The organism is Mycobacterium sp., from assembly GCF_035499775.1.
Classification (GTDB): domain Bacteria; phylum Actinomycetota; class Actinomycetes; order Mycobacteriales; family Mycobacteriaceae; genus Mycobacterium.
In genome coordinates, this window is record NZ_DATJYB010000596.1 from 1 (window position 1) to 19,002 (window position 19,002).

18 protein-coding genes are annotated in these 19,002 nt (G+C 66.2%); 4 read left to right on the forward strand and 14 right to left on the reverse strand.

Going from position 1 to position 19,002, the window contains the following annotated elements; genetic code table 11:
* The 11 genes from VML93_RS35955 to VML93_RS36010 form a co-directional block, all read right to left on the reverse strand.
* Nucleotides 1–1,026: M24 family metallopeptidase (locus VML93_RS35955; protein WP_325618266.1), on the reverse strand; the 1,026-nt coding region annotated here is incomplete at its 3' end.
* Nucleotides 1,027–1,084: 58 nt separating this feature from the next.
* Nucleotides 1,085–2,320 carry a Xaa-Pro peptidase family protein gene (locus VML93_RS35960; RefSeq protein WP_325618240.1) on the reverse strand — a complete coding sequence of 412 codons (1,236 nt, stop codon included), beginning with the start codon at nucleotides 2,318–2,320 and terminating at the stop codon, nucleotides 1,085–1,087.
* A gap of 13 nt (nucleotides 2,321–2,333) precedes the next feature.
* Nucleotides 2,334–3,920 carry an amidohydrolase family protein gene (locus VML93_RS38785; protein ID WP_414686535.1) on the reverse strand — a complete coding sequence of 529 codons (1,587 nt, stop codon included), beginning with the start codon at nucleotides 3,918–3,920 and terminating at the stop codon, nucleotides 2,334–2,336.
* A 17-nt stretch (nucleotides 3,921–3,937) separates the two neighbouring features.
* On the reverse strand, nucleotides 3,938–4,885 hold the full coding sequence (locus tag VML93_RS35975) for an SDR family oxidoreductase (protein ID WP_325618242.1): 948 nt from the start codon (nucleotides 4,883–4,885) through the stop codon (nucleotides 3,938–3,940).
* Nucleotides 4,879–6,102 (reverse strand): cytochrome P450, encoded by a 1,224-nt coding sequence (locus VML93_RS35980; RefSeq protein ID WP_325618244.1) that lies wholly within the window; start codon nucleotides 6,100–6,102, stop codon nucleotides 4,879–4,881. The genes VML93_RS35975 and VML93_RS35980 overlap by 7 nt, the downstream gene beginning before the upstream one ends.
* Nucleotides 6,099–6,803, reverse strand: coding sequence for a TetR/AcrR family transcriptional regulator (locus VML93_RS35985; protein WP_325618246.1), 705 nt, complete (start codon nucleotides 6,801–6,803; stop codon nucleotides 6,099–6,101). Before VML93_RS35985 ends, VML93_RS35980 begins: the two co-directional genes overlap by 4 nt.
* Nucleotides 6,804–6,919: 116 nt before the next feature.
* Complete coding sequence (locus tag VML93_RS35990; RefSeq protein ID WP_325618248.1) at nucleotides 6,920–7,786, reverse strand: DUF4344 domain-containing metallopeptidase; 867 nt, start codon at nucleotides 7,784–7,786, stop codon at nucleotides 6,920–6,922.
* A 54-nt stretch (nucleotides 7,787–7,840) separates the two neighbouring features.
* Entirely contained in the window at nucleotides 7,841–9,031 is a 1,191-nt protein-coding gene (locus tag VML93_RS35995; RefSeq protein WP_325618250.1) for a cytochrome P450, read from the reverse strand.
* A 68-nt stretch (nucleotides 9,032–9,099) separates the two neighbouring features.
* A complete protein-coding gene (locus VML93_RS36000; protein WP_325618252.1) occupies nucleotides 9,100–10,254 on the reverse strand; it encodes a serine hydrolase domain-containing protein in 1,155 nt (384 codons plus the stop codon).
* Between the two features lie 31 nt (nucleotides 10,255–10,285).
* Nucleotides 10,286–10,867 carry a QsdR family transcriptional regulator gene (locus VML93_RS36005; protein ID WP_325618254.1) on the reverse strand — a complete coding sequence of 194 codons (582 nt, stop codon included), beginning with the start codon at nucleotides 10,865–10,867 and terminating at the stop codon, nucleotides 10,286–10,288.
* A 75-nt stretch (nucleotides 10,868–10,942) separates the two neighbouring features.
* Nucleotides 10,943–11,554 (reverse strand): hypothetical protein, encoded by a 612-nt coding sequence (locus tag VML93_RS36010; RefSeq protein WP_325618256.1) that lies wholly within the window; start codon nucleotides 11,552–11,554, stop codon nucleotides 10,943–10,945.
* A 104-nt stretch (nucleotides 11,555–11,658) separates the two neighbouring features.
* On the opposite strand from VML93_RS36010, the gene VML93_RS36015 reads away from it, so the two are divergent.
* Nucleotides 11,659–12,528 carry an SDR family NAD(P)-dependent oxidoreductase gene (locus VML93_RS36015; protein ID WP_325618258.1) on the forward strand — a complete coding sequence of 290 codons (870 nt, stop codon included), beginning with the start codon at nucleotides 11,659–11,661 and terminating at the stop codon, nucleotides 12,526–12,528.
* On the opposite strand, the gene VML93_RS36020 is transcribed toward VML93_RS36015, so the two are convergent.
* A complete protein-coding gene (locus tag VML93_RS36020; protein ID WP_325618260.1) occupies nucleotides 12,529–13,296 on the reverse strand; it encodes an antibiotic biosynthesis monooxygenase in 768 nt (255 codons plus the stop codon). It lies immediately after the preceding gene.
* Between the two features lie 252 nt (nucleotides 13,297–13,548).
* Between VML93_RS36020 and VML93_RS36025 the strand changes: the two genes are divergently transcribed.
* Genes VML93_RS36025 through VML93_RS36035 form a run of 3 tightly spaced genes read left to right on the forward strand, consistent with a single transcriptional unit; the run spans nucleotide 13,549 to nucleotide 15,973 of the window.
* Nucleotides 13,549–14,763 carry an NAD(P)/FAD-dependent oxidoreductase gene (locus tag VML93_RS36025; RefSeq protein ID WP_325618270.1) on the forward strand — a complete coding sequence of 405 codons (1,215 nt, stop codon included), beginning with the start codon at nucleotides 13,549–13,551 and terminating at the stop codon, nucleotides 14,761–14,763.
* 23 nt (nucleotides 14,764–14,786) lie between these two features.
* Nucleotides 14,787–15,356, forward strand: a complete 570-nt coding sequence (locus VML93_RS36030) for a DUF4389 domain-containing protein (RefSeq protein WP_325618272.1) — start codon at nucleotides 14,787–14,789, stop codon at nucleotides 15,354–15,356.
* Nucleotides 15,353–15,973: a class I SAM-dependent methyltransferase gene (locus tag VML93_RS36035; RefSeq protein WP_325618274.1), complete on the forward strand. Its 621-nt coding sequence runs from the start codon at nucleotides 15,353–15,355 to the stop codon at nucleotides 15,971–15,973. Before VML93_RS36030 ends, VML93_RS36035 begins: the two co-directional genes overlap by 4 nt.
* Nucleotides 15,974–16,058: 85 nt before the next feature.
* Here VML93_RS36035 and VML93_RS36040 read toward each other — a convergent pair whose 3' ends face one another.
* Both VML93_RS36040 and VML93_RS36045 read right to left on the reverse strand, forming a co-directional pair.
* Nucleotides 16,059–18,566 (reverse strand): FtsX-like permease family protein, encoded by a 2,508-nt coding sequence (locus VML93_RS36040; protein ID WP_325618262.1) that lies wholly within the window; start codon nucleotides 18,564–18,566, stop codon nucleotides 16,059–16,061.
* Nucleotides 18,560–19,002: ABC transporter ATP-binding protein (locus VML93_RS36045; protein ID WP_325618264.1), on the reverse strand; the 443-nt coding region annotated here is incomplete at its 5' end. The genes VML93_RS36040 and VML93_RS36045, both read right to left, overlap by 7 nt.

Below are 19,002 nucleotides of genomic sequence, written 5' to 3' on the forward strand. Positions count from 1 at the left end.
GTGCGTCAGCGCTTCGGCGCCATCGGCTGTGATGTGGACGGTGTCTCGGCGAAATACCGCACCGACGCCTTCTTGCCACACGTAGCCGGTGATCGCCAGCACCATCCCCGGTTCGAGGCGCTCGTGTTCGTCAGCGGCCGAGAGCATTTCGGAAACTACCGGCGGATCGAAACCCAACCCCAGCCCGTGCGCAACCGGCATCGGCGGGATCGGCTCGCCGACCGCAGCATAGGCGCCCAGCAGCTCGCGAGTGGATGCACTGGGGCGACAGGCCGCAATGAGCCTGTCGTACAGCGCATTCGAACGTTGGTAGAGCGTGCGCGCCTCGGCGGTGACCTCTCCGACCGGCCGGGTCCGACCCACCTCGCCGACGTAGCCGCCGGACACTGCGCCGGCGGCGAATGCGACCAGGTCACCCTCTCGGAGCTCACGGTTGGCGCGTCGCCAAGGATGTTCGCGCGAGGTCACCCACGCGGCGTCCTGGGTGGCGGGCGTGCTCACTCCGCCTGCGGCCATCGCTTCCAACACGGCGCCGGCCAGCTGCTGCTCGGCGAGTCCGGCCCGCATTTCGGCGACGCCGGCGGCGAGTCCGCCCTGCGCGATGCGAATGGCCTCGCCCATGGCTGCGATCTCGTCGGAGGTCTTGATGCGCCGCGCCGTCCGCATGGCCAGCTCACCGTCGACCAGCTCGGCGTTGGGGAACGCGTCGGGCAGCAACGCGGCGAAAGTCGGTGTGATCGCATCGGTTCCGACGCGGCGCGCCGTCTCGGCCCCGTCGATCTTCTTCAGGATGTCGATGAGCGTCAACGGGTTCCAGGTCAATCCGTACAGGTGATCGTGGCCGATCTCCTCGGGGACGCCCTCGTCGTCGGTCGTGTTCAGATAGATCTCGCCGCTCGCGCGCACCACAACGCAGACCGGCCCGAACGGTCGAGTCCCGGCTATCCACAGCTGCGGGGCGCCGGTGACATAGCGAACGTTGGCCTGCCGCCCGAGCACCAAGATGTCGAGGTCGTATGCCTCCATCTGGGCCAGCGCCCGCTCCCGACGCCCGACCCGCAATTGCAGGGCGTCGGCCGAGATCTCAGTCACCGTAGGGGGAGTAGGGGTAGTCGGTAATCGGCGTGTAGCCGTCTTCGGTGATCACCACGACCTCCTCACTGCGATAGCCGCCGGTGCCGTCCTCCCACACCACCGGTTCCAGCACCAGGACCATGCCGGGCGGGAAGACGAAGTTGTCGTCGAACTCCTCACCCAGATCGGTTCCGATCATCGGGGTTTCGGCGGGGTAGGTCCCGATGCCGTGCCCGAGGTAGAAGTGGGGCAGCCACGGCTTGCGGCCGCCGTAGGCGGCGATCGCCGCGCGCGCGAGATCTCCTGAGGTGGCCCCGGCCCTGGTTACTGCGAGCACCGCGTCCAGGATGGATCGCCACTGCCGGAATTGGTCCTGCTGCGCTGCCGTGGGTTTCGCGCCGACCAGCCAGGTGCGCCCAAAATCCGAGCAGTAGCCGGCATAGCTGAAACTGATGTCGGTCCACAGCACGTCGCCGGCTGCCAGTTCACGGTCGGTGGGCAGCAGCGGCAGTGCCAGATCGCCGTGGGTGGTCCACACGCCGGCTTCCCGTGAGCTCGGCATCACCTGCCAGATGGCCTCCAGCATGTTGGCGGTGGCGCCCAGTTCGAAGGCGCGGCGCACCAGCCTGGCCGAAAGGTCGGTCTGGCGCACGCCCGGCGTCAACGCTTGCTGCACATCCGCCATAGCCTGCTCGGTAATCCGGGACGCCCGGCGGATGCAGGCAACCTCGTCGCGCGTCTTGACCAGTTGCGCTGCGCCCACCACTATCGCCGCATCCGACGGTGGGCCCGACGGAAACAGCGTGGCCTGCGCGCGGCGCATCGCGCCGGTCAGCTCGTCCACGGCGACGGCAGCTCCACGTGGGACCAAGTCAGCGAGCGTGCGAGCGAACTGTGCTACACCGTAGTCGAATTCGAGGTAAACCGGGCCGTGTAGATGGTCATGCGGAACAGCCGGTTCTGATGAGGCACCGCTGCGAAATGGCAGGAACAGGTGGGGATGTACGTCATCGGAGAGCAGCACCGCGACTGGGCGCTCCACGTGCGACAGGCCCGCGTCCAGCAATGGCCAGCTGACCCCCGTTGCGTATTGGACGTGGCCGTTCATCAGCAGAATCAGCGCGTCGACGCCGTGCTCGGCCATCGCGGACCGCAGCCGTGCCCCGGTCTCGGTACGCATGCGTGCCCAGTCGGGTTCGTCGGGAATATCCAGGACCGTGCCGCGGGCGGTGAGGGTGCCGGCCATGCTGAATGCCTTTCTAAATGCCTAAGAACTTTCGCACGTTGCCACCGACGATCCGTACGGCGTCGTCGGCGCCGACGGCCTCGCCCACGGCGGCCAGTGATCTCTCCGAATACCCGAAAGTGCCTTCGTTGTACGGATAGTCGGATGACCACATCACCTTGTCGATGCCGATCTCGTCGATCTGTTGCAGGCCCAGGCCGTCGACCATGAACGAGGCGCACATGTGGGTGTCCCAGTAGTATCGGACCTCGTGTTGCGGGTGGTCCTTGAGCATGTGCCGATAAGAGGCCAGAACATGCTCGGCGTCCTGCAGCGCCGGCGGCACCCAGGCGATTCCGCCTTCAAACCAGCCGATACGCAACTGGGGGTGCCGGTCCAGGATGCCGCCGAAGATGTACTTGGAGAACATCTCCCGGAACGAGTCGATGTTGACCATCATGGCCACGGCCACACTGTTGACCTCGCTGGGGCACTTCGGCTGGCTCTCGCCGATGTGATGTGTGACAGGCAGGCCGGCCTCCTCGATCGCGTCCCACACCTCGCTCATCGCGGTGCTGGAGAAGTCGATGACGTCGCCGTTGGCGTCGGTGCCGGGATTGAGTGGCATCAGAAACGTCTTGAGCCCCAGTGACTTCAGCTCGGACAGGGTGCGTCGTGCGCCGCGCGGATCCCACCAGTTGATCAAGCCCACTCCGTAGAGGCGGCCATGAGAACGTTCCTGGACGTCGGCGATGTGCTCGTTGTAGATCCGGAAGATCCGCTCCCGGATGTCCTTGTCAGGCACGTGGAACAGGGCCAGCACGGCGTTGGGGAAGGCTAGCGGATCCTCGCCGGCATCGGCGGTGTGCAGCGGCGCGGGCGGCAGCGACATACCTTGCGCGACAACGTCATCGATCATTTCGAGGGCAAGTGAACTGCCCGCGGCTGTCAGCCGGGCGCGCGCCGTCTGGTAGGCGGCACGTTGCTCGTCGTCGCGGGGTTCGTAATCGAAGACGACGAGGCGGTCCGGGGCGGTGCCGGCCAGCGCCGCTTCGACGGCCGTGTCGAGATTGTCGATACCGACGGCCAGGATGCGTGGCCGAGTCTCGGTGAGGATCGGTTGATGCTGGGCAGCAGGTGCGCTGGTCTGAAGCGGGACCACCACCGCGCCCAGATGGATGCACGCCAACTCGACCGCGGTGTAATCGATGCTGGCGAAGCCCAGCACGCACACGAAGTCGCCGGCTCGCACCGGATGCTGCCGATGATGATGCCAATCGGCAGCGAGGGATTGGACCCGCGCCCACAAATCCGCGTAGCTGACGGTCTCGAATCGCGGTAGGAAACGCAGCGTGCAGCGTCCGGTGGCGGGATCGGTGCTGACCTCGCGGGCACGCTGTCCCAGTGCCGGCCGGTCGGCGTAGCCGCGCAGCACCGTGGCCATGACCTCGGCGATCCGCAACCCGGGCGCGCGCGCCGCCGCGGCGACCTGTTCGTCCGGGCGGGTGTTGCGGAACTGCTCGTCGCCGGCGTACAGCCGCTCACGGCGACGCGTCAGTCGCTCCCACTGGTCTTGCTGGGCACCGGGATCCTGGACGTCGGAGCGCCCGACAAACGCCATAATTCAACCACTTCCTCTCAGTCGGGATAAGCGACGCCGGTGAGCTCTTCGGAGAGTCGCCACAGCCGCTTCGAGTCTGCCTCGCTGCGTGCCAATCGGGGAAGGCCGGCGAATGTGACTCCGCCCCCGACGGTTTCGTAGAAGCCGCGCGGGCCGTAGTACTTGCCGCCGTCGGCATCCGGCGATACCACCGCGTAGAGCGCCGGCTTGATGCCCTCGTCGACGTCGAGCCACATGAAGGGCAACAGCCACCACGTCAGCTGGGTAATCCGCGCCAGCGGCGTTGGTTTGTCGCGACCGTAGGATGCGCCGCTGAGCAGGTTGGTCTTGCTCAACCCGGGGTGCGCGGCGTTGGACATCACCCGCCAGCCGCTGCCACGGCTGCGCCGGTCCAATTCGAAGGCGAACATCAACTGCGCGAGTTTCGCTATCCCGTAGCTGCGCATGGGTTTATAGGCGCGCTGGGCGTTGGCGTCAGCACAGTCGAGGTTGCGCTGGGTGGCGGCAAGGCTGCTGACGGTCACCACGCGTGCAGATTCCGCCGCGCGCAGCAGGGGCAGCAGGTGCGCGGTCAACGCGAAATGGCCCAGATGGTTGGTGCCGAACTGCAATTCGAAGCCGTCCTGGGTCTCCTGGCGCTGTGGCGGCGTCATGACCCCGGCGTTGTTGATCAAGATGTCGATCGGCCGGCTTTCCGCTACCAGCTCCTCACCCAGCGCCGCAACACTTTTCAGCGACGCGAGGTCCAAATCTCGGATGGTCGGCTTGGCCTCGGGCACCGTGCGGCGGATCTCGGCGATCGCGGCTTCGCCCTTGTCGCGGCTGCGAACGGCCAGCACGACGTCGGCACCTGCTGCCGCAAGCGTCTTCGCCAGACCGAATCCAAGGCCGCTGTTGGCTCGGGTCACGACGGCGAATCTTCCGGACAGATCGGGCACTTCCAGCGTCAGATCGGGTTTCACCATGTGACGGGCAGCTCGTAAACGCCGTAGGCCAGCGTGTCGTGCTTGAACGGGAGCTCAGCGAGCGGAACCGCCAGCCGCAGGGTCGGGATACGGCGAAACAGGGTGGGCAACACGATCTGTAATTCCATCCGGGCCAATTGCTGACCCACGCATTGGTGGCGGCCGTACCCGAAGCCGACGTGCGCACCGTCCTCGCGGCGCAGGTCCAGCCGATCCGGGTCGGGGAATTGGCGGGCGTCCCAGTTCGCCGGGGCGATGTCGAGGATGATGCCCTCGCCGGCCCGGATCGTTTGACCGCCGACCTCGATGTCCTCGACGGCGATGCGGCGCTGGCCGGTCTGGATGATGCTCAGGTAGCGCATCAGCTCCTCGACCGCCGCGGCGATCTCCTTGGGATCTTCGGCATCGCGTATCAGCGCCAGTTGGTCGGGATGCTCGAGCAGCGCCGCGATGCTCAGACTGATCATGTTCGCAGTAGTCTCGTGACCGGCGATCAGCACGCCGAGGGCCAGTTGGGTGGCCTCGCGCACACTGAGCTCTTCGGAGTTGACCCGCTCTGCCAGGTCGGACACCAAATCCTCGGTGGGACTTGGCATCCTGGCCCGGATCAGGTTGGCGATGTATTTCGCCAGCGAGGCGGCACCCTGGGCGGTGTCCTCTTCGGTCGCGTAGCGCCCGGTGCCTCGTTGAGCCTGTGCCTGGAAGAAATCCGCATCCTCGTAGGGCACGCCCAACAGCTCGCTGATCACCAGCGACGGGACGGGCAACGCCACGGTGCTGACAATGTCACCCGGGTTGGGTCCGGACAGCAGTGCGTCGACGCGATCGTCGGCGATCTGCTGCACGGCCGGCCGCAGTGCTTCGACGCGCTTGAAAGTGAAGGGTTTTGACAGCATCCGGCGAAAACGGGTGTGTTCCTCGGCGTCCGAGGTGAACACCGAACGTGGCCTCTTGTGTACCGTCGCCAGCATTCCCTCGTTCCAGTGCGGATACCCCGGGAGCCGGTCGTCGACGCTGGTGCGTGAATCGGTGAACAGCGCGCGAATCGCGTCGTAGCCGGTGATCAGCCAGGGTGTGCTGCCATCCCAAATCCGGACCCGGCTGAGCTGCCCGGTGGCGTTGAGTTCCAGCACCTTTGGCGGCGGCGCGAACGGGCAACCGGCCGCCCGGGTCATCGGGAACTCGGGGATATCGGTGGCGGTCGAGATGTCGGTCATCGTGCTCCTGTGGTTTCTGGTGGCTGGCCGCCGGCCATGTTCACGTGGACGGGCGCGCGCCACAGCCCGACAATTGCGTCGATCAATCCCTCGCCGGCCACCGGCCAACTCGAACGAGACCGTGGACCGTCCTCGGCCAGTGCGCCCTCGTGCTCGGCGCAGGTGTGCATCAGCAGGTTGCGGACCATCACGATCCGTTCGGAACGCACCCGCTTGGGCAGATCGGGCAGGCAGCGATTGATGCCGTCGATGGTCCGCACCAGCATGGGCGACGCGAGCGCATCCTTGGTGACGACGTGGCGATACGCCGGGTCGGCCATGGCCTGAGCGGCGAAGCGCGCGTACCAACTCGGGGTGCCCAGCGCCGCCAGGTGGTCGGTGAGCGGGCGCACCAGGGTGCCCACCCAGTCCCGCAGCTCGGCCGAATCGCCGATGTCGGCCACCATCTGTGCGCGCAGTCGCTCGATCGGTTCCCGGTGCTTGCTCTCGATCGCCCGCAGCAGGTCGACCCGGGAACCGAAGTGGTAGCAGGCGGCGGCGTTGTTGCGCTGTCCGGCTGCCTCGCTGATCTGCCGATTGGACACGGCGTACATCCCGCGTTCGGCGAACAGCAGTTCCGCGGCCGACAGGATCGCCTCGCGGGTGCCCATCGATCTGTCCGAGCGAGCCATTCGCTCAACGGTCACTGCCTCAGTGAACACGGCCGCACATATTAAATCAAGCAGTTTATTTAATGGCGACGGGTCCGGGACCGACGGCGGTCAGCCGCCCAAACGCGGGATGACTTGCAGCTAAGGGAAATTCTCGCTTGCGGGGCTCAGCTGGGCTTCCGCAGGTGCGGCCCCAGCAGCTGTTGCCAGCCTCTGGTCATGTTCTGGTACTCGTCTTCGCAGTTGCCGGCCCGGTCCTCGGGGAGGTCCCCGGATGTGACGATGCTGGCGTTGGCCGCCGGATTGGATCCGTATATCCAGCACTGCCAGTTGTACATCCGCTGCACGTCCATCGGGTGTCCGTCCCAGAACGGGAGTTCGTTGGCATCCGGGGATTCTTTGGCGCTCAGCTTCCAATCTTCGGCGGTGTTGGTCGCGATACGTAGACCGTTGGGGTAGGGCTTTCCGTCGGCGCCGGGGCTCAGCAGCGTGAAGGCGGAAAGCTGGTCGGCCACGTCCTCCTCTCGCCCGGTGAACGCCAGCTTGTAGATAGCGAGCGTGGCGTGGCCGAGCTCGTGATAGAAGCCGGAGGTCTCCGAGTCCACCGCGGCGGTCACCGAATCGGCTTTACCGCTGCCCGCGAAGTTCTTCTCGCTGTGCTCGATGGACTCGTAGCAGAGCTCTATCTCATTGGTGTTGGGGTCATACATGTCGTTGACCGTGTCGCACTGCTTGCCGACAACCCCCATGTCGGACGGCAGCACCAGGGTGTCTTCGACATGCTGGGCGAGCGCCTCGAGGAGCTTGGCGTCCTGCATGAGCTGGCGGCCGCGTTGTGCCTCCGGGCTGTGGGCGTCTTCGTAGCGGACGTTGGCTTTTCCGGACGGGGGCGGCGGGGCGGCCGAGTGCGAGTTCTCCTCCGATGGCTGTGCTTCCGGTGGTTTGGTGCCGGCTTGCCGGCCGCTCGAACCGCTGCATCCGGCGGTGAACACGAGCGCGGCGCAGGCCGCGATGACAGTGTGTGATCTCTTCAACGCGCGAACCCCCAATTCCGGCGCTTTCCCCGCTGTCACGATAGCGGGTGACTGTCATCCAGATGCGGGTTTTACGGGTCCCAGCCGCAGCGGCAAAGTCGCGACGCTGAAAGTTGCTGCCGGCCAGACGATCTCTGGATGATAGCCGGGCGCGAGCCCGAACTCGGGGATGCGGCGCAGCCATTCGGAGACGACCAGATTGAGTTCCATCCGCGCCAAGTGCGAACCCAGGCAGCGGTGTGTGCCGCCGCCGAAGCCCCAGTGCTTATGCACCTTGCCGTCCATCACGACGTCGTCGATGGACGTCGCGTCGCTGCCGTCGCGGTTGATGGCCCCCAGACACAGCCATACCCGCGAGCCCGCGGGAATCCTGACATCCGCGATGTCGACGTCCTGGGTGGTCACCCGCGGGACGATCGGTGCGGGCGTTTCAAGCCTGACCATCTCCTCCACGAAAACACTTACCTGGTAAGGGTTCTCGCGAATAAACGCGCACAGCGACGGGCGTCGGGCCAGCTCGAGCAGCGCCGAGCCGATCGCGGAGGTGACGGTGTCCAGACCGGCCAGGACGAACACGAAGCTGAGCCCGAGCGCCTCGCCGTCGTCGAGGGGATCGGACCCCAGCAGCACCTGCGACAGGATGTCGGCGCCAGGGTGCTGCCGATGCGCAGCGATCGCCTCGACGAGATAAGCCGTCAGCTCGAGCGCCGGAGTCAGGTCGGCGCCGTCGAGGGTTTCGAGCAGTCCGAGGCCGATGATCGCGTCTTTCCAGCGGATCAACCGGTCCCGATCTTCCTGTGGCAGACCGAACAACGTCAGGAAGACCTGCGACGGGTACGGAATCGCCAGGTCCGCCATTGCCTCGCATTCGTCCCGGGCGGAGATCGCGTCAATCATCTCGATCGCCTGCGCTTGCAGCGACGGCAGCATGGCGCCGAGGGTGTGTGGGCTGAAGAACGGCTGCAGGATCTTCCGGAAGCGGGTGTGCTCGGGGGGATCGAACGCGAGCGGCACCAGCGGCAGCGGACTGCCCAAGATGTCGAATGCGCTCTTCGACGAATAGATTTCCGGATGGCGCAGCGCGGAGAGCACATCCTCGCGCCGAGACAGGTAATAGCCGCCGTCATTCAGAATCACCGGGCCGGCGCTGCGCAGGGTCGCCCAGCCCGTCGCCCGATCGGCGGCCATCGGCAGATCCGCATAGTCGATGTGCGGTAGGTCGTGAATCTCGCGCTGTGTGGTCATCTCGAGGTCACGTTACCGCCCGGCCCCGATTCCGTCGGCTCATTTTTCGCTCGATCGGGACCCCAACCTCAGCCGGCGCTCACGCCGAGAGCATCGAATATCAGCGTCCCGTAGGTCGCCATCCGGTCGGAACCCAGAATCCCCGGCCCCATCTTGTTCATCACGTAGGCGATCGTGGTGCGGCGGTCCGGGCACATCAGCACCATCGAGCCGCCCCAGCCGCCCCAGAAGCAGATCTTCTCGTCCGGGACATAGGGGAGTCCGTCGTTTTTCGCCAGCCCGTAACCGATTCCCCAGCGCATCGGTGCGGGCAGGACGAGGTCGACGCCGTTCGCCTGCTCCTCGAAGATCAACTCGACCGTCTCGGGCTTGAGCAGCTGAACTCCACGAGCCATGCCTCCCAACGAAATTGCCGACAATATCGTCGCCAGCGAACGCGCGTTGCCGTGGCCGTTGAGAGCGCCCATGTCGGCCTCGCGCCAGGCCGGCGTGTTTGCGGCTTCGGCGTTGGGCAGCGGACCGCTGAAGGTCTTTCGCATCGGGCTGTCTTCGGGGAGCATTTCCAGCGGCAACTCGAGGGGAGGCGGAACGATGATCTCGGCGATCCGGTCGTAATCCTCAGGCCTGGCACCGATCTGGAAGTCAGCGCCGAGTGGGCCGGCGATTTCGTCGCGCACGAACTCCTTGAGGGAGCGTCCGGTGACGCGCCGCATCACCTCGCCGATGAGATGGCCTTGATTGTGCGCGTGATACCCGGACGCGGTTCCCGGTTCCCACCAGGGTGCTTGGGCCGCCAGGGCGGCAGTTGACTTGTCCCAGTCGTACATCTCTTCGGTGCTGAACGGCGTGTCCCAGCCGGAAACCCCGGACGTGTGCGCAAGCACATGGCGGAATTCGATGTCCTGCTTGCCATTTGCCGCAAACTCCGGCCAGTAGGCAGCGACCGGTGTGGTCAGTTCGACCAGGCCGCGGTCGACGAGCATCAGTCCGGCCAGACTGGTGACCGTCTTCGTGGACGACCACACGTTGACGATGGTGTCCTTGGTCCAGGCTCGGGTACGAGCGGCGTCCATGCAGCCGCCCCACATGTCGACGACGGACTCGCCGGCCACATCGATCGCGATGCAGGCGCCAACTTCTTCGCCGGAGGCGATGTTGTCCGCCAACGCGGCGCGGACCTTGTCGAACGTGTCTTCGCAGTGTCCGTGAATTACGTCGTCCATCCGGCTTACTCCGTTTCGTCGGTGGTGGGGCTCAGCTGAGCAGGGCGAGCAGCGCTGTGCGCGCCTTGGCGCAATCGGGGACGCCGCCGGTGATCAGATCGGTGTAGACGAATGATTCGCCGACGCGGATCACGAGATAGGCGAGGTCGCAGCTGGGCATCGGGTACGACAGTGCTGCCAGGTCCACCTCCTGGTCCAGGAGGCGTTGGACGGCGCCGATCATCTCGTCCTGAATGGGGCTGGCATTGGTGGTGAGCAGGCGCAGGGCGCGTTCGGGTTCCCGGCGTAGGTAGGTGCGGAAGAACGGCGCGGTGATCAACTCGTCGGCGAAGCCGGCGACCGCTTCGGCAACCAGCCGCGCTCCGCTGAACCCGTCGTCGCGGACCTTCCGCAGCACCCGGGCCAGCGTCTTTTGGCCGAGTTCCTGCAGGATCCGGCTCACCAACTGGTCCCGCGAACCCACCCAGCGGAACAGTGTGGACCGATCGACGCCGAGCTCCGCCGCCAGCTGTTGCATGTCGATGCGTTCGCCCGCGAGCAGGCGGTCGCGCGCCAGCGAGTGGGCGCGCGCCGCGTCGGAGCGTTCCACCTGTGCTGTGACGCCGGTCACCACCCGTGCAACATATCGAAAAATGTTGCACCGAACAAGGCGTGCCGGGGACCGATCAGACTCAGGTAGCCGACGAGCTCAGCCGCCGAGCCCTTTCTTGACCGCGGCGTCCTGCTTGAGGCCGACGTCGTTGACGAAATCCGAAGGCGCCAGCGCGAAGACCGGACCGTCGAATTCCAGCGTGACGAACGCCCTACCCTCGGTAAACATCAAGAACGTCACACCCTTTGAGCCGTCCAGTGCGTCGCCCTCCAGCGTCGTTCCGCCGGTGCCGATCTTCGCCGGTTTTGTCGCCGGGGCTTTGAGGCCTTTGGCGTGGTCAGCTTTCGCTGCGTTCAAGGCGTTCACAGCCGCGTCGGGGTCGGCCAGAACCTGGATGGTGTCGTGGATGACGTGGCTGCCGTCCTGTGTGCTGAACGTCGTCGCGACGCCCGGCTGGCCATTCGGATTGTTGGTGGGCGGGCTAGCCGTGAAGGTCTCGGGCGCGTTGATGTCTTCCGCGCGGATCAACCACCCGGCGTAGTCGGTCGGCTGTGCCGGCGCCGAGCCGTGTGCTGTCGCGCTGGAGCCGGCCGACCCCGACCCCGAGGCCGCGGACCCCGCCGTCGAGGGTGGGGGGTTTTTGCTGCAACCGGCCACCGTCAGCGTCGCGGCCAGCACGCCCGCTATCACCGTGCGAGAGATTCCCATCGCGTCATGTTCCTTTCCTACCGCCGGACCGCACAGTACCCGCATTGTCGTGAGGTGGTTGTCTGAGCAGGAAGACCGGGGAATCCGACGACAGGAGATGTGACATGGCCGATTTGCTGGCCGGTCGCGCTGCGGTGGTGGCGGGCGGCAGCCGCGGCATCGGACGCGCCATCGCCGAACTGCTGGGTGAGCTCGGCGCCGGCGTGGTGGTCAACGGTCGCGACCCCGACGCGGTGCAGCAGACGGTCGCATCGATCGACGCGGCGGGCGGGAGAGCCGTCGCGGTGGCCGGAGCGGCCGACGACGAGCGCGTCGCCGCGGCGCTGATCGACGAATGCACAGGCGCTTTCGGGCGGCTGGACATCCTGGTCAACTGCGCCGGCATTCCCGAACCACCGCATTCGTCGATCCTGAATATCTCGCCGGCCGAATTCGACCACCTGATCGCGGTCCACCTCGGCACGACGTTTCACACCTGCCGGGCCGCCGCGCCGGTCATGGCCGCGCAGCGCTCCGGGTCGATCATCAACACCGGCTCGGTGGCATTTCTCGGCGATTACGGCGGAACCGGCTATCCGGCGGGCAAAGGCGCGGTCAACGGCCTTACCCTGGCGATCGCGGCAGAGCTGAAAGGCTCCGGTGTGCGCGCCAACGTGGTGTGTCCCGGGGCCAAGACACGACTGTCGACGGGCACCGAATACGAAGAGCACATCGAGGACCTGCATCGCCGCGGAATACTCGATGACATGACCGCCCGGGCATCGCTGGATGCCCCGCCCGCCGAGTTTGTCGCTCCCCTCTACGCGTATCTTGCCAGCGATTCGGCGCGCCACGTGACGGGTCAAATCTTCGTTGCCGCAGGCGGATTCGTCGGGCGCTTCGATCGGGCGATGCCTCGCGTACTGGGTTACCGCGACCACCGCGAGGCTGGACCATGGTCGGTCGAGGAACTGCAGGACATGATCGGCGACTGACTATCCGACGAGCGTGAAAATCAGCACCAGTGCGGCGTAGCCCGCGATGACCAGCGCGGCTCCGGCCAGGCTGATGCGTTGCGGCGCTCCGTCGATCGGGTCGAGCCACCGCCGGAACGGCAGCGACGCCGCCGGTACGAGCACCCATTGCAGCAAGACGACGCTGACGACGTTGCCGACGAACACCGCCACCGATTGTGCGGCACCAAGGTGGCTCAGCTCGGGGGCCAGCGACTTGGAGAGGATCATCACGGTCGGGTACAGACACAGCACGACCAGCATCGCGGTCTTCCACGCCGGCGTGATCCGCGTGTGCCCGTCGGCGACCCGAACCGTCGAGCCGAATGGCGCGCTGCGGGGCAGCTCGGCGAAGTCCGTGGTCAGTTCGCCCCGCAGGCGCGGCAACACTTGCTGGCGTTCGGGGGATCGCATCCATCCGGTCAGCTGACCAGCCGTCCGGAAACGCAGCAGCGACATCCACTGGCCCGACGAATCGGCCGGAAACAGCGCCGTGCCTTCGTATCCCGGAAAACCAGCGCTGACCAAGGTCAGATCGCTTTGGGCCGAGACGAATTCGGCTTCCTTGCCGGGCGTCACGCTGTGCAGGAAGATGCCGGTGTTGGCGGGCGGGAGTTCGCCCCGGGCGACGATCAGATCGGCGGCACTCCGCCAATATCCCTGGCTTTGACCGTCGGCGAGGATGGCTTGGCGTTCAGCGCTGTCCAGCCACGCGTCGAGCAGGTCCACGCTCTCGAAACAGACCTCCACGGCCCAATCGAGTTGCCCGCTGTCCTGAACCGATCGGCGGGCTGATACGTGTCCAATAACGTGACGCGGCGAAGCAATATATCCGTCCACCCAACGGTCGAATCGCTGGGGATCGGAGGGCAGATGAAAAATCGTGATCGCGGTGGCGCCAACACTCATGTCAGTTGTCTACCACCCACGTTGAACAGCCCCGGTTACGAACATTCCGAAAAGCTCCCACGGGCCGCATCGTCGCACGGGCGGCCGCTGCGGATTCTGGTTGTCGGTGCCGCCGTAGCCGGAATTTCCGTTGCGCGGGGGTTGCTGCGGGACGGGCATGACGTCGCCGTCTTCGACCAGCGCACCGATGTCCAGGCCGGCGGTGGCGCGGTGACCATCTGGTCCAACGGCGAGACGGTACTGCGACAGCTGGGCGTGGACATGGACGGTGCCGGTCAACAGCTGTCCAGCGTTCGGGTGATGACGTCCAGCGGTCGCCGGCTCGCCACCGTGGACGTGACGACGATGGAGAACCGGTTCGGCGCACCAGTGCGGATGGTCCCGCGTCGCGTCCTGTTGGAGAGGCTGCTGGACGGCTTTCCGCAGGACCGGATCCGCTGCAACGCCCGCGCGGTCGGGGTCACCACGTGGCGCAACGGGGTGCGGGTCGAATTCGAGGACGGCAGCTGGGCCGAAGGCGATCTGCTGATCGGTGCGGATGGCCTGCATTCGATTGTCCGCGACGTGGTCGGCGCGCCGGACGCGGAGCCCACCGGCTGGTGCAGCTGGCAGGGGCTCGCCGAATTTCCGGAAGTTTCCGATCGGGAGACCGGACTCATCGTGATCGGCGAGCACGGAAATTTCGGCATGTGGCCGGCGGGCGGGTCGGATCTGCAGTGGTGGTTCGATTTGCCGTGGTCCTACGACTTCGTCAGACCGCGGCGTCCGATCGAGGTGATCCGCTCCCATTTCGGCGGCTGGACCGATTCGGTCGACCTGCTGCTCGCGAAATTGACCGACGACGACCTGGCCTCTTCGCCGTTCCCGCATTTCCGGCATCCGATTTCCTGGCCGGGCCACGGGGCGCTGACGTTGCTCGGCGATGCCGCACACACGATGCCGCCCACCCTGGCGCAGGGCACCAATCAGGCGTTGCTCGACACGATGGTCTTGTGCAAGGCACTCTCGGATCTGCAGAGCGGCATGACCTCAAGGTCCGGTGACGTCGCGAACGCGCTGCGCTGGTACGAGAAGACCAGGCGGCGCAAGGTCGCGGCGGTGTCCCGGGTGGCGTCCCTTCAGGTCGCCCACGGCGAGTCCATTCTCAGACCGGCGGCCTGGATTTCGGACCGGTTCCATACCTGGGCACTGAGCACGTTTCTGGGTTCTACCAGTCATCGCCGACTGTCCGCTCGGATCAACCGAGACCTCGGGGCCGCGATGACGGTCCCGGCTTGTCCGTCGGAACCTTGTCCATCACAACAATGAGCAACCCGGACGAACACGTCCGTGTGCGAGGGGATTTCGACTCGCCCTCACGCTGGCTTTGGCTCGTCAAGTGGTGCGTGCTCGCCGTTCCGCACTACCCGATCCTGATACTGCTCTACCTGGTGTATCCGCTGACGACGATCGTTGCAGGCGTTGCCATCCTGTCCACCGGGCGCTATCCGCGGCCCATCTTCGACTTCAACGTCGGTGTGCTGCGCTGGTCGTGGCGGGTCATGAATTTCCGGTTTCCGATGAACAGCACCGACAAATACCCGCCCTTCACCCTCGCATCCCGGCCCGATTACCCGGGCGATCTCGAGGTCGACTATCCAGAGCGGCTCACGAATTGGGCTGTGCTGGTGAAGTGGTGGCTGCTGGCGCTGCCGCAGATACTGCTGTGCTGGGCGATGGAGCCGCTGCTGCAGGTGCTCACCGTGATCGCTGCGGCGACGTTGTTGTGCACCGGCACGATCCCGGGTGGCATGTTCGACCTCCTGATGGGCATCGTTCGATGGCGTTATCGCGTTGCGGTGTATGTTTCTTTGATGCGGGACGAATACCCGCCATTCCAACTGGATCTAGGTAGCAGATAACGAGCGGTAATCCGTTTTTCCCCTACGTGTACCGATTCGGTCAGCCGATCTTCGACCGGCTTTTCTACAACCGATATCGTCGAGCGGCGATCGCCCACGCGACCGGCCGGCTGCTGATGGTCGGCCTTGGGCCGGGCGCGGACCTGAAGTTCGTGCCGCCCGCGGTGACCTCGGTGGCTGCCGTGGAGCCGGTGGCCGCGTTCCGGCGGATGGCGTCGAGTCTCGCCGACCGGTACGGCATCGCGGTCGACGTCGTCGATGGGACGGGTGAGTCGATTCCGTTCCCGGACAACAGTTTCGACTCCGTGCACATCGGTCTGGTGTTGTGCTCCGTCGACGATGTGGCCGCGACCCTCAGCGAGATCCGTCGGGTGCTGGCACCGGGCGGCAGGCTGGTCGTCCTCGAGCATGTCCGCGGGGACGGCGCGACGGGGCGGCTACAGGACCTGGTGGCAAAGCCGTGGTCGTGGCTGGCAGCGGGCTGCGAGCCGAACCGCAGAACCGTCGAAGCCATTGCCGCAGCCGGCTTCGACACCCGGGGACTGCGCAGCATCCGGACCCCGGTGCCGTTCCCGTGTAAACCTCATCTGCAGGGATACGCCGAGTTGATCGACTAGCCGCGTTCGCGGTGAGCGTGCGCAGATGTACAGAGACACGCCGGTACGGCCGGCATTTTGTGCGCGTTCGCCGAAGGGCTTGTGCTCAGTCGACGCTGACGGCCTCGATGATGTTGAGCCGCGCCGCGCGTCGGGCGGGCGGTACCGAGCCGAGCAAGCTGACCGCCAGCGCGCCGATCGTGAACACGAACACCATCGCGCTCGGCCGGAAGCTGACTTGAAAATTCATCATGTCGCCGCTGACCAGGCTGAACAGCCACTGGTCCGTGACACCGAACAGTAAGCCCAAGACACCGCCGACCACACCGATGCCCAGTGCCTCGACCAGGACCATCCGCAAGGTGAACCGGCGGCTGGATCCCATCGCGCGCAGCACACCGATTTCGCGGCGCCGCTCCAGCACCGACAGCGTCAACGTGTTGAGCAGCGCGACTCCGGCCACCAGCACAACAATGATCCATACGGCGTTGGCGATGAACATGCTCTGATGCATCGGTGCCTCGAGGCCGGCCAGCTCGGTGCGACCGTCGTACACATAGGTCGGTGCCGGCACCACCCGGCGGACCTCGGCCAGCAGGTGTTTCGGATCGACGCCCGGGGCCGCGGTGACCTGCAGTGTGGTCGCCGCCGGGCGGTCGTACCAGGTCCGCAGTTGATCGAGACTCATCCCGACGGTGCCGATGACGGTCGAGAAGTAAGGCACCAGGGCCAGCACGGTTGTCTGTCGCACCCCGTGCGGCGTCTGCATCCGCAGCTGATCGCCGGCCCGAACATGCAGCGTCTTGCCCAGATTCTGGGTGAGCACCACGCCGCGGCCGGCGAGCACATCGTCGCGAACCGGTTTGCCGAGGGCGCGATAGAGCGCGTCGGCGGTCCCGGCCGAGAACCCGTCTAGCATCACCCGGGTGCCGCCGACCTCGGCGAACCCGTAGGCGCCCTCGGTGACATGTGCCACCCCCGGCGCCGCGGCCACTTTTTCGGAAAGACCTTGCGGCAGAGCGTCGGTGGGGTAGCTGTCCGGGGGATTTGCGCTCACCCACACCGGGACATCCGCCACCGACGAGAAGATGCCCCGCGCGGACCGGATCATGTCGGTGTTGGTGCCGGTGATCGCGATGGTGGTGACTACCGCGATCAGCACCGTCATCACTGTCGCCCACACCCGTCGCGGCGCGCGTTCGATCGTCGCCGCCGCGAGCGCCCCGAACGATCCGAACATTCGTGCCGTCGCGGCGGTGGCTTTGACGATGAAGTTGGTGATCGCGAAGCCAAGCGCAACTTCGGCACAGAACACCGCAGACATCGCGGCAAACGCCACCACACCGCGTTGGCTGACGACGACCAGGATCGACGCCGCCAGCACCGTGACGGCCCCGACCCCGGCGGTGGTCCGCAGCCAGCGCGGCACGCGATCGGCCGCTGACACTCCGACCGGTGCCAGCGCCTCGATCGGTGACACCTTGTACACCTGCCGCGTGGCCATCGCAGAGGCGACCACGCTGGTGACCGCGGTGGCCACCAGTGCGGCCGGTATCGCGTAGCCCGGCAGCCAATATTCGACGCGGGCCTCCAGCCCTTGGGTCATGGCGGCTGGCAATCGCCCAATCGCAATGCGGCCCAGCAGTATTCCGATTGCCGACCCGATGGATCCGCCGATCAGCCCCAGCAGCGCCGCTTCGGCGAGCATGTCACGAACGATGGTGGCGCGCCGCCCGCCGATTGCACGCAGCATCGAGATGACCGGGCGGCGCTGGCTGATCGCCATGGTCATCGTGGTGTAAACCAGGAAGGCGCCGACCATCAACGCAACCATCGCGCCCATCAGCGCCATGTAGTTCATCATCTTGACGCCGTCGCCGGCCCGGGTCGCCCGCATGCTCGGGTCCGCGACGATTGCCCGGCCGTTCACCGCGGCGTTGACGGCCTTGCGAACCTGGGCGAGATCGGCGCCGGGCTTGGTGGTGATCAGGATCGAGTCGAGCTGGCCTTGCCGCCCGGTGATCTGCTGCGCCAAGGCAAGTGGGGCAAGGACATAGTGTCCGCCGTTGAGGTCGCCAAGCTGCTTGCCGCGAAGCACTTCGATGACGGTGACCGACCCTGAGCCCAGTTGGAAGGTCTCGCCTTTCGAGCGTGCGACGGCCGGCCCGACCCGGACGCCGTTCGCCGGGTCCGACGGATTCGCCACCTTGCCTGAGACGGCGTCTTTGAGCGCTCCGCCCAGCGCCGCGATGCTCGCATCGGCGCCGAACAGCAGCACCGGCCCCGACGGCATGGTGGCCGGCGTCCGTATCATCGGCGCCGCCACCGCGACGCCGGGAACCGCGGCCACATCGGCGGTGATCGAGTCGGGAAAACCGGCATCGGTGATGCCCGACACCTCCAGGGCGGCGATGCCCGCCACCCCGTCGGACAGCCGGTTGACCGACCCGGTGATCGACCCGAAGATGCCGAACACTGCCACCAGATACATTGCGGACACTGCCATTACGGCGATTGAGGCGATCGTGCGCCGACGATGGACGGCGAGCTCGCGCAGGCTGAACACCCGTAGCCGGCTGGCCGCGGCAGCTATCGCCGAGCCCGCTTTCACCATGAGACCAGGGGGGCCAGCAACAGTTCGTCGGAGCCGACCCGGCCGTCCTGCAGCGTGAGCACCCGGTCGGTGGCCTGCGCTGCATCCGGGTTGTGGGTGACCATCACCACCAGCCGACTGCTGCCCTCCTCGTGCGCGACCTCGGCGAGCAGCGCCAAAATTGAAGCGCCCGTTGTGGAATCGAGATTCCCCGTCGGCTCGTCGGCGAGAATCAGCGGCGGATCCATCATCAATGCCCGGGCCACCGCGACCCGCTGCATCTGGCCGCCGGACATTTCCGACGGTCGGTGTTCGGTCCGGTCGCCGAGCCCGACCCGCTCCAGCAGCCGAACCGCGTCCGACTTGGCCTTGCCCAGCCGCACGCCGTCCAGCAACTTCGGCACGGCCACGTTCTCCCACGCCGACAGGGTCGGCAACAGGTTGAAGAACTGAAACA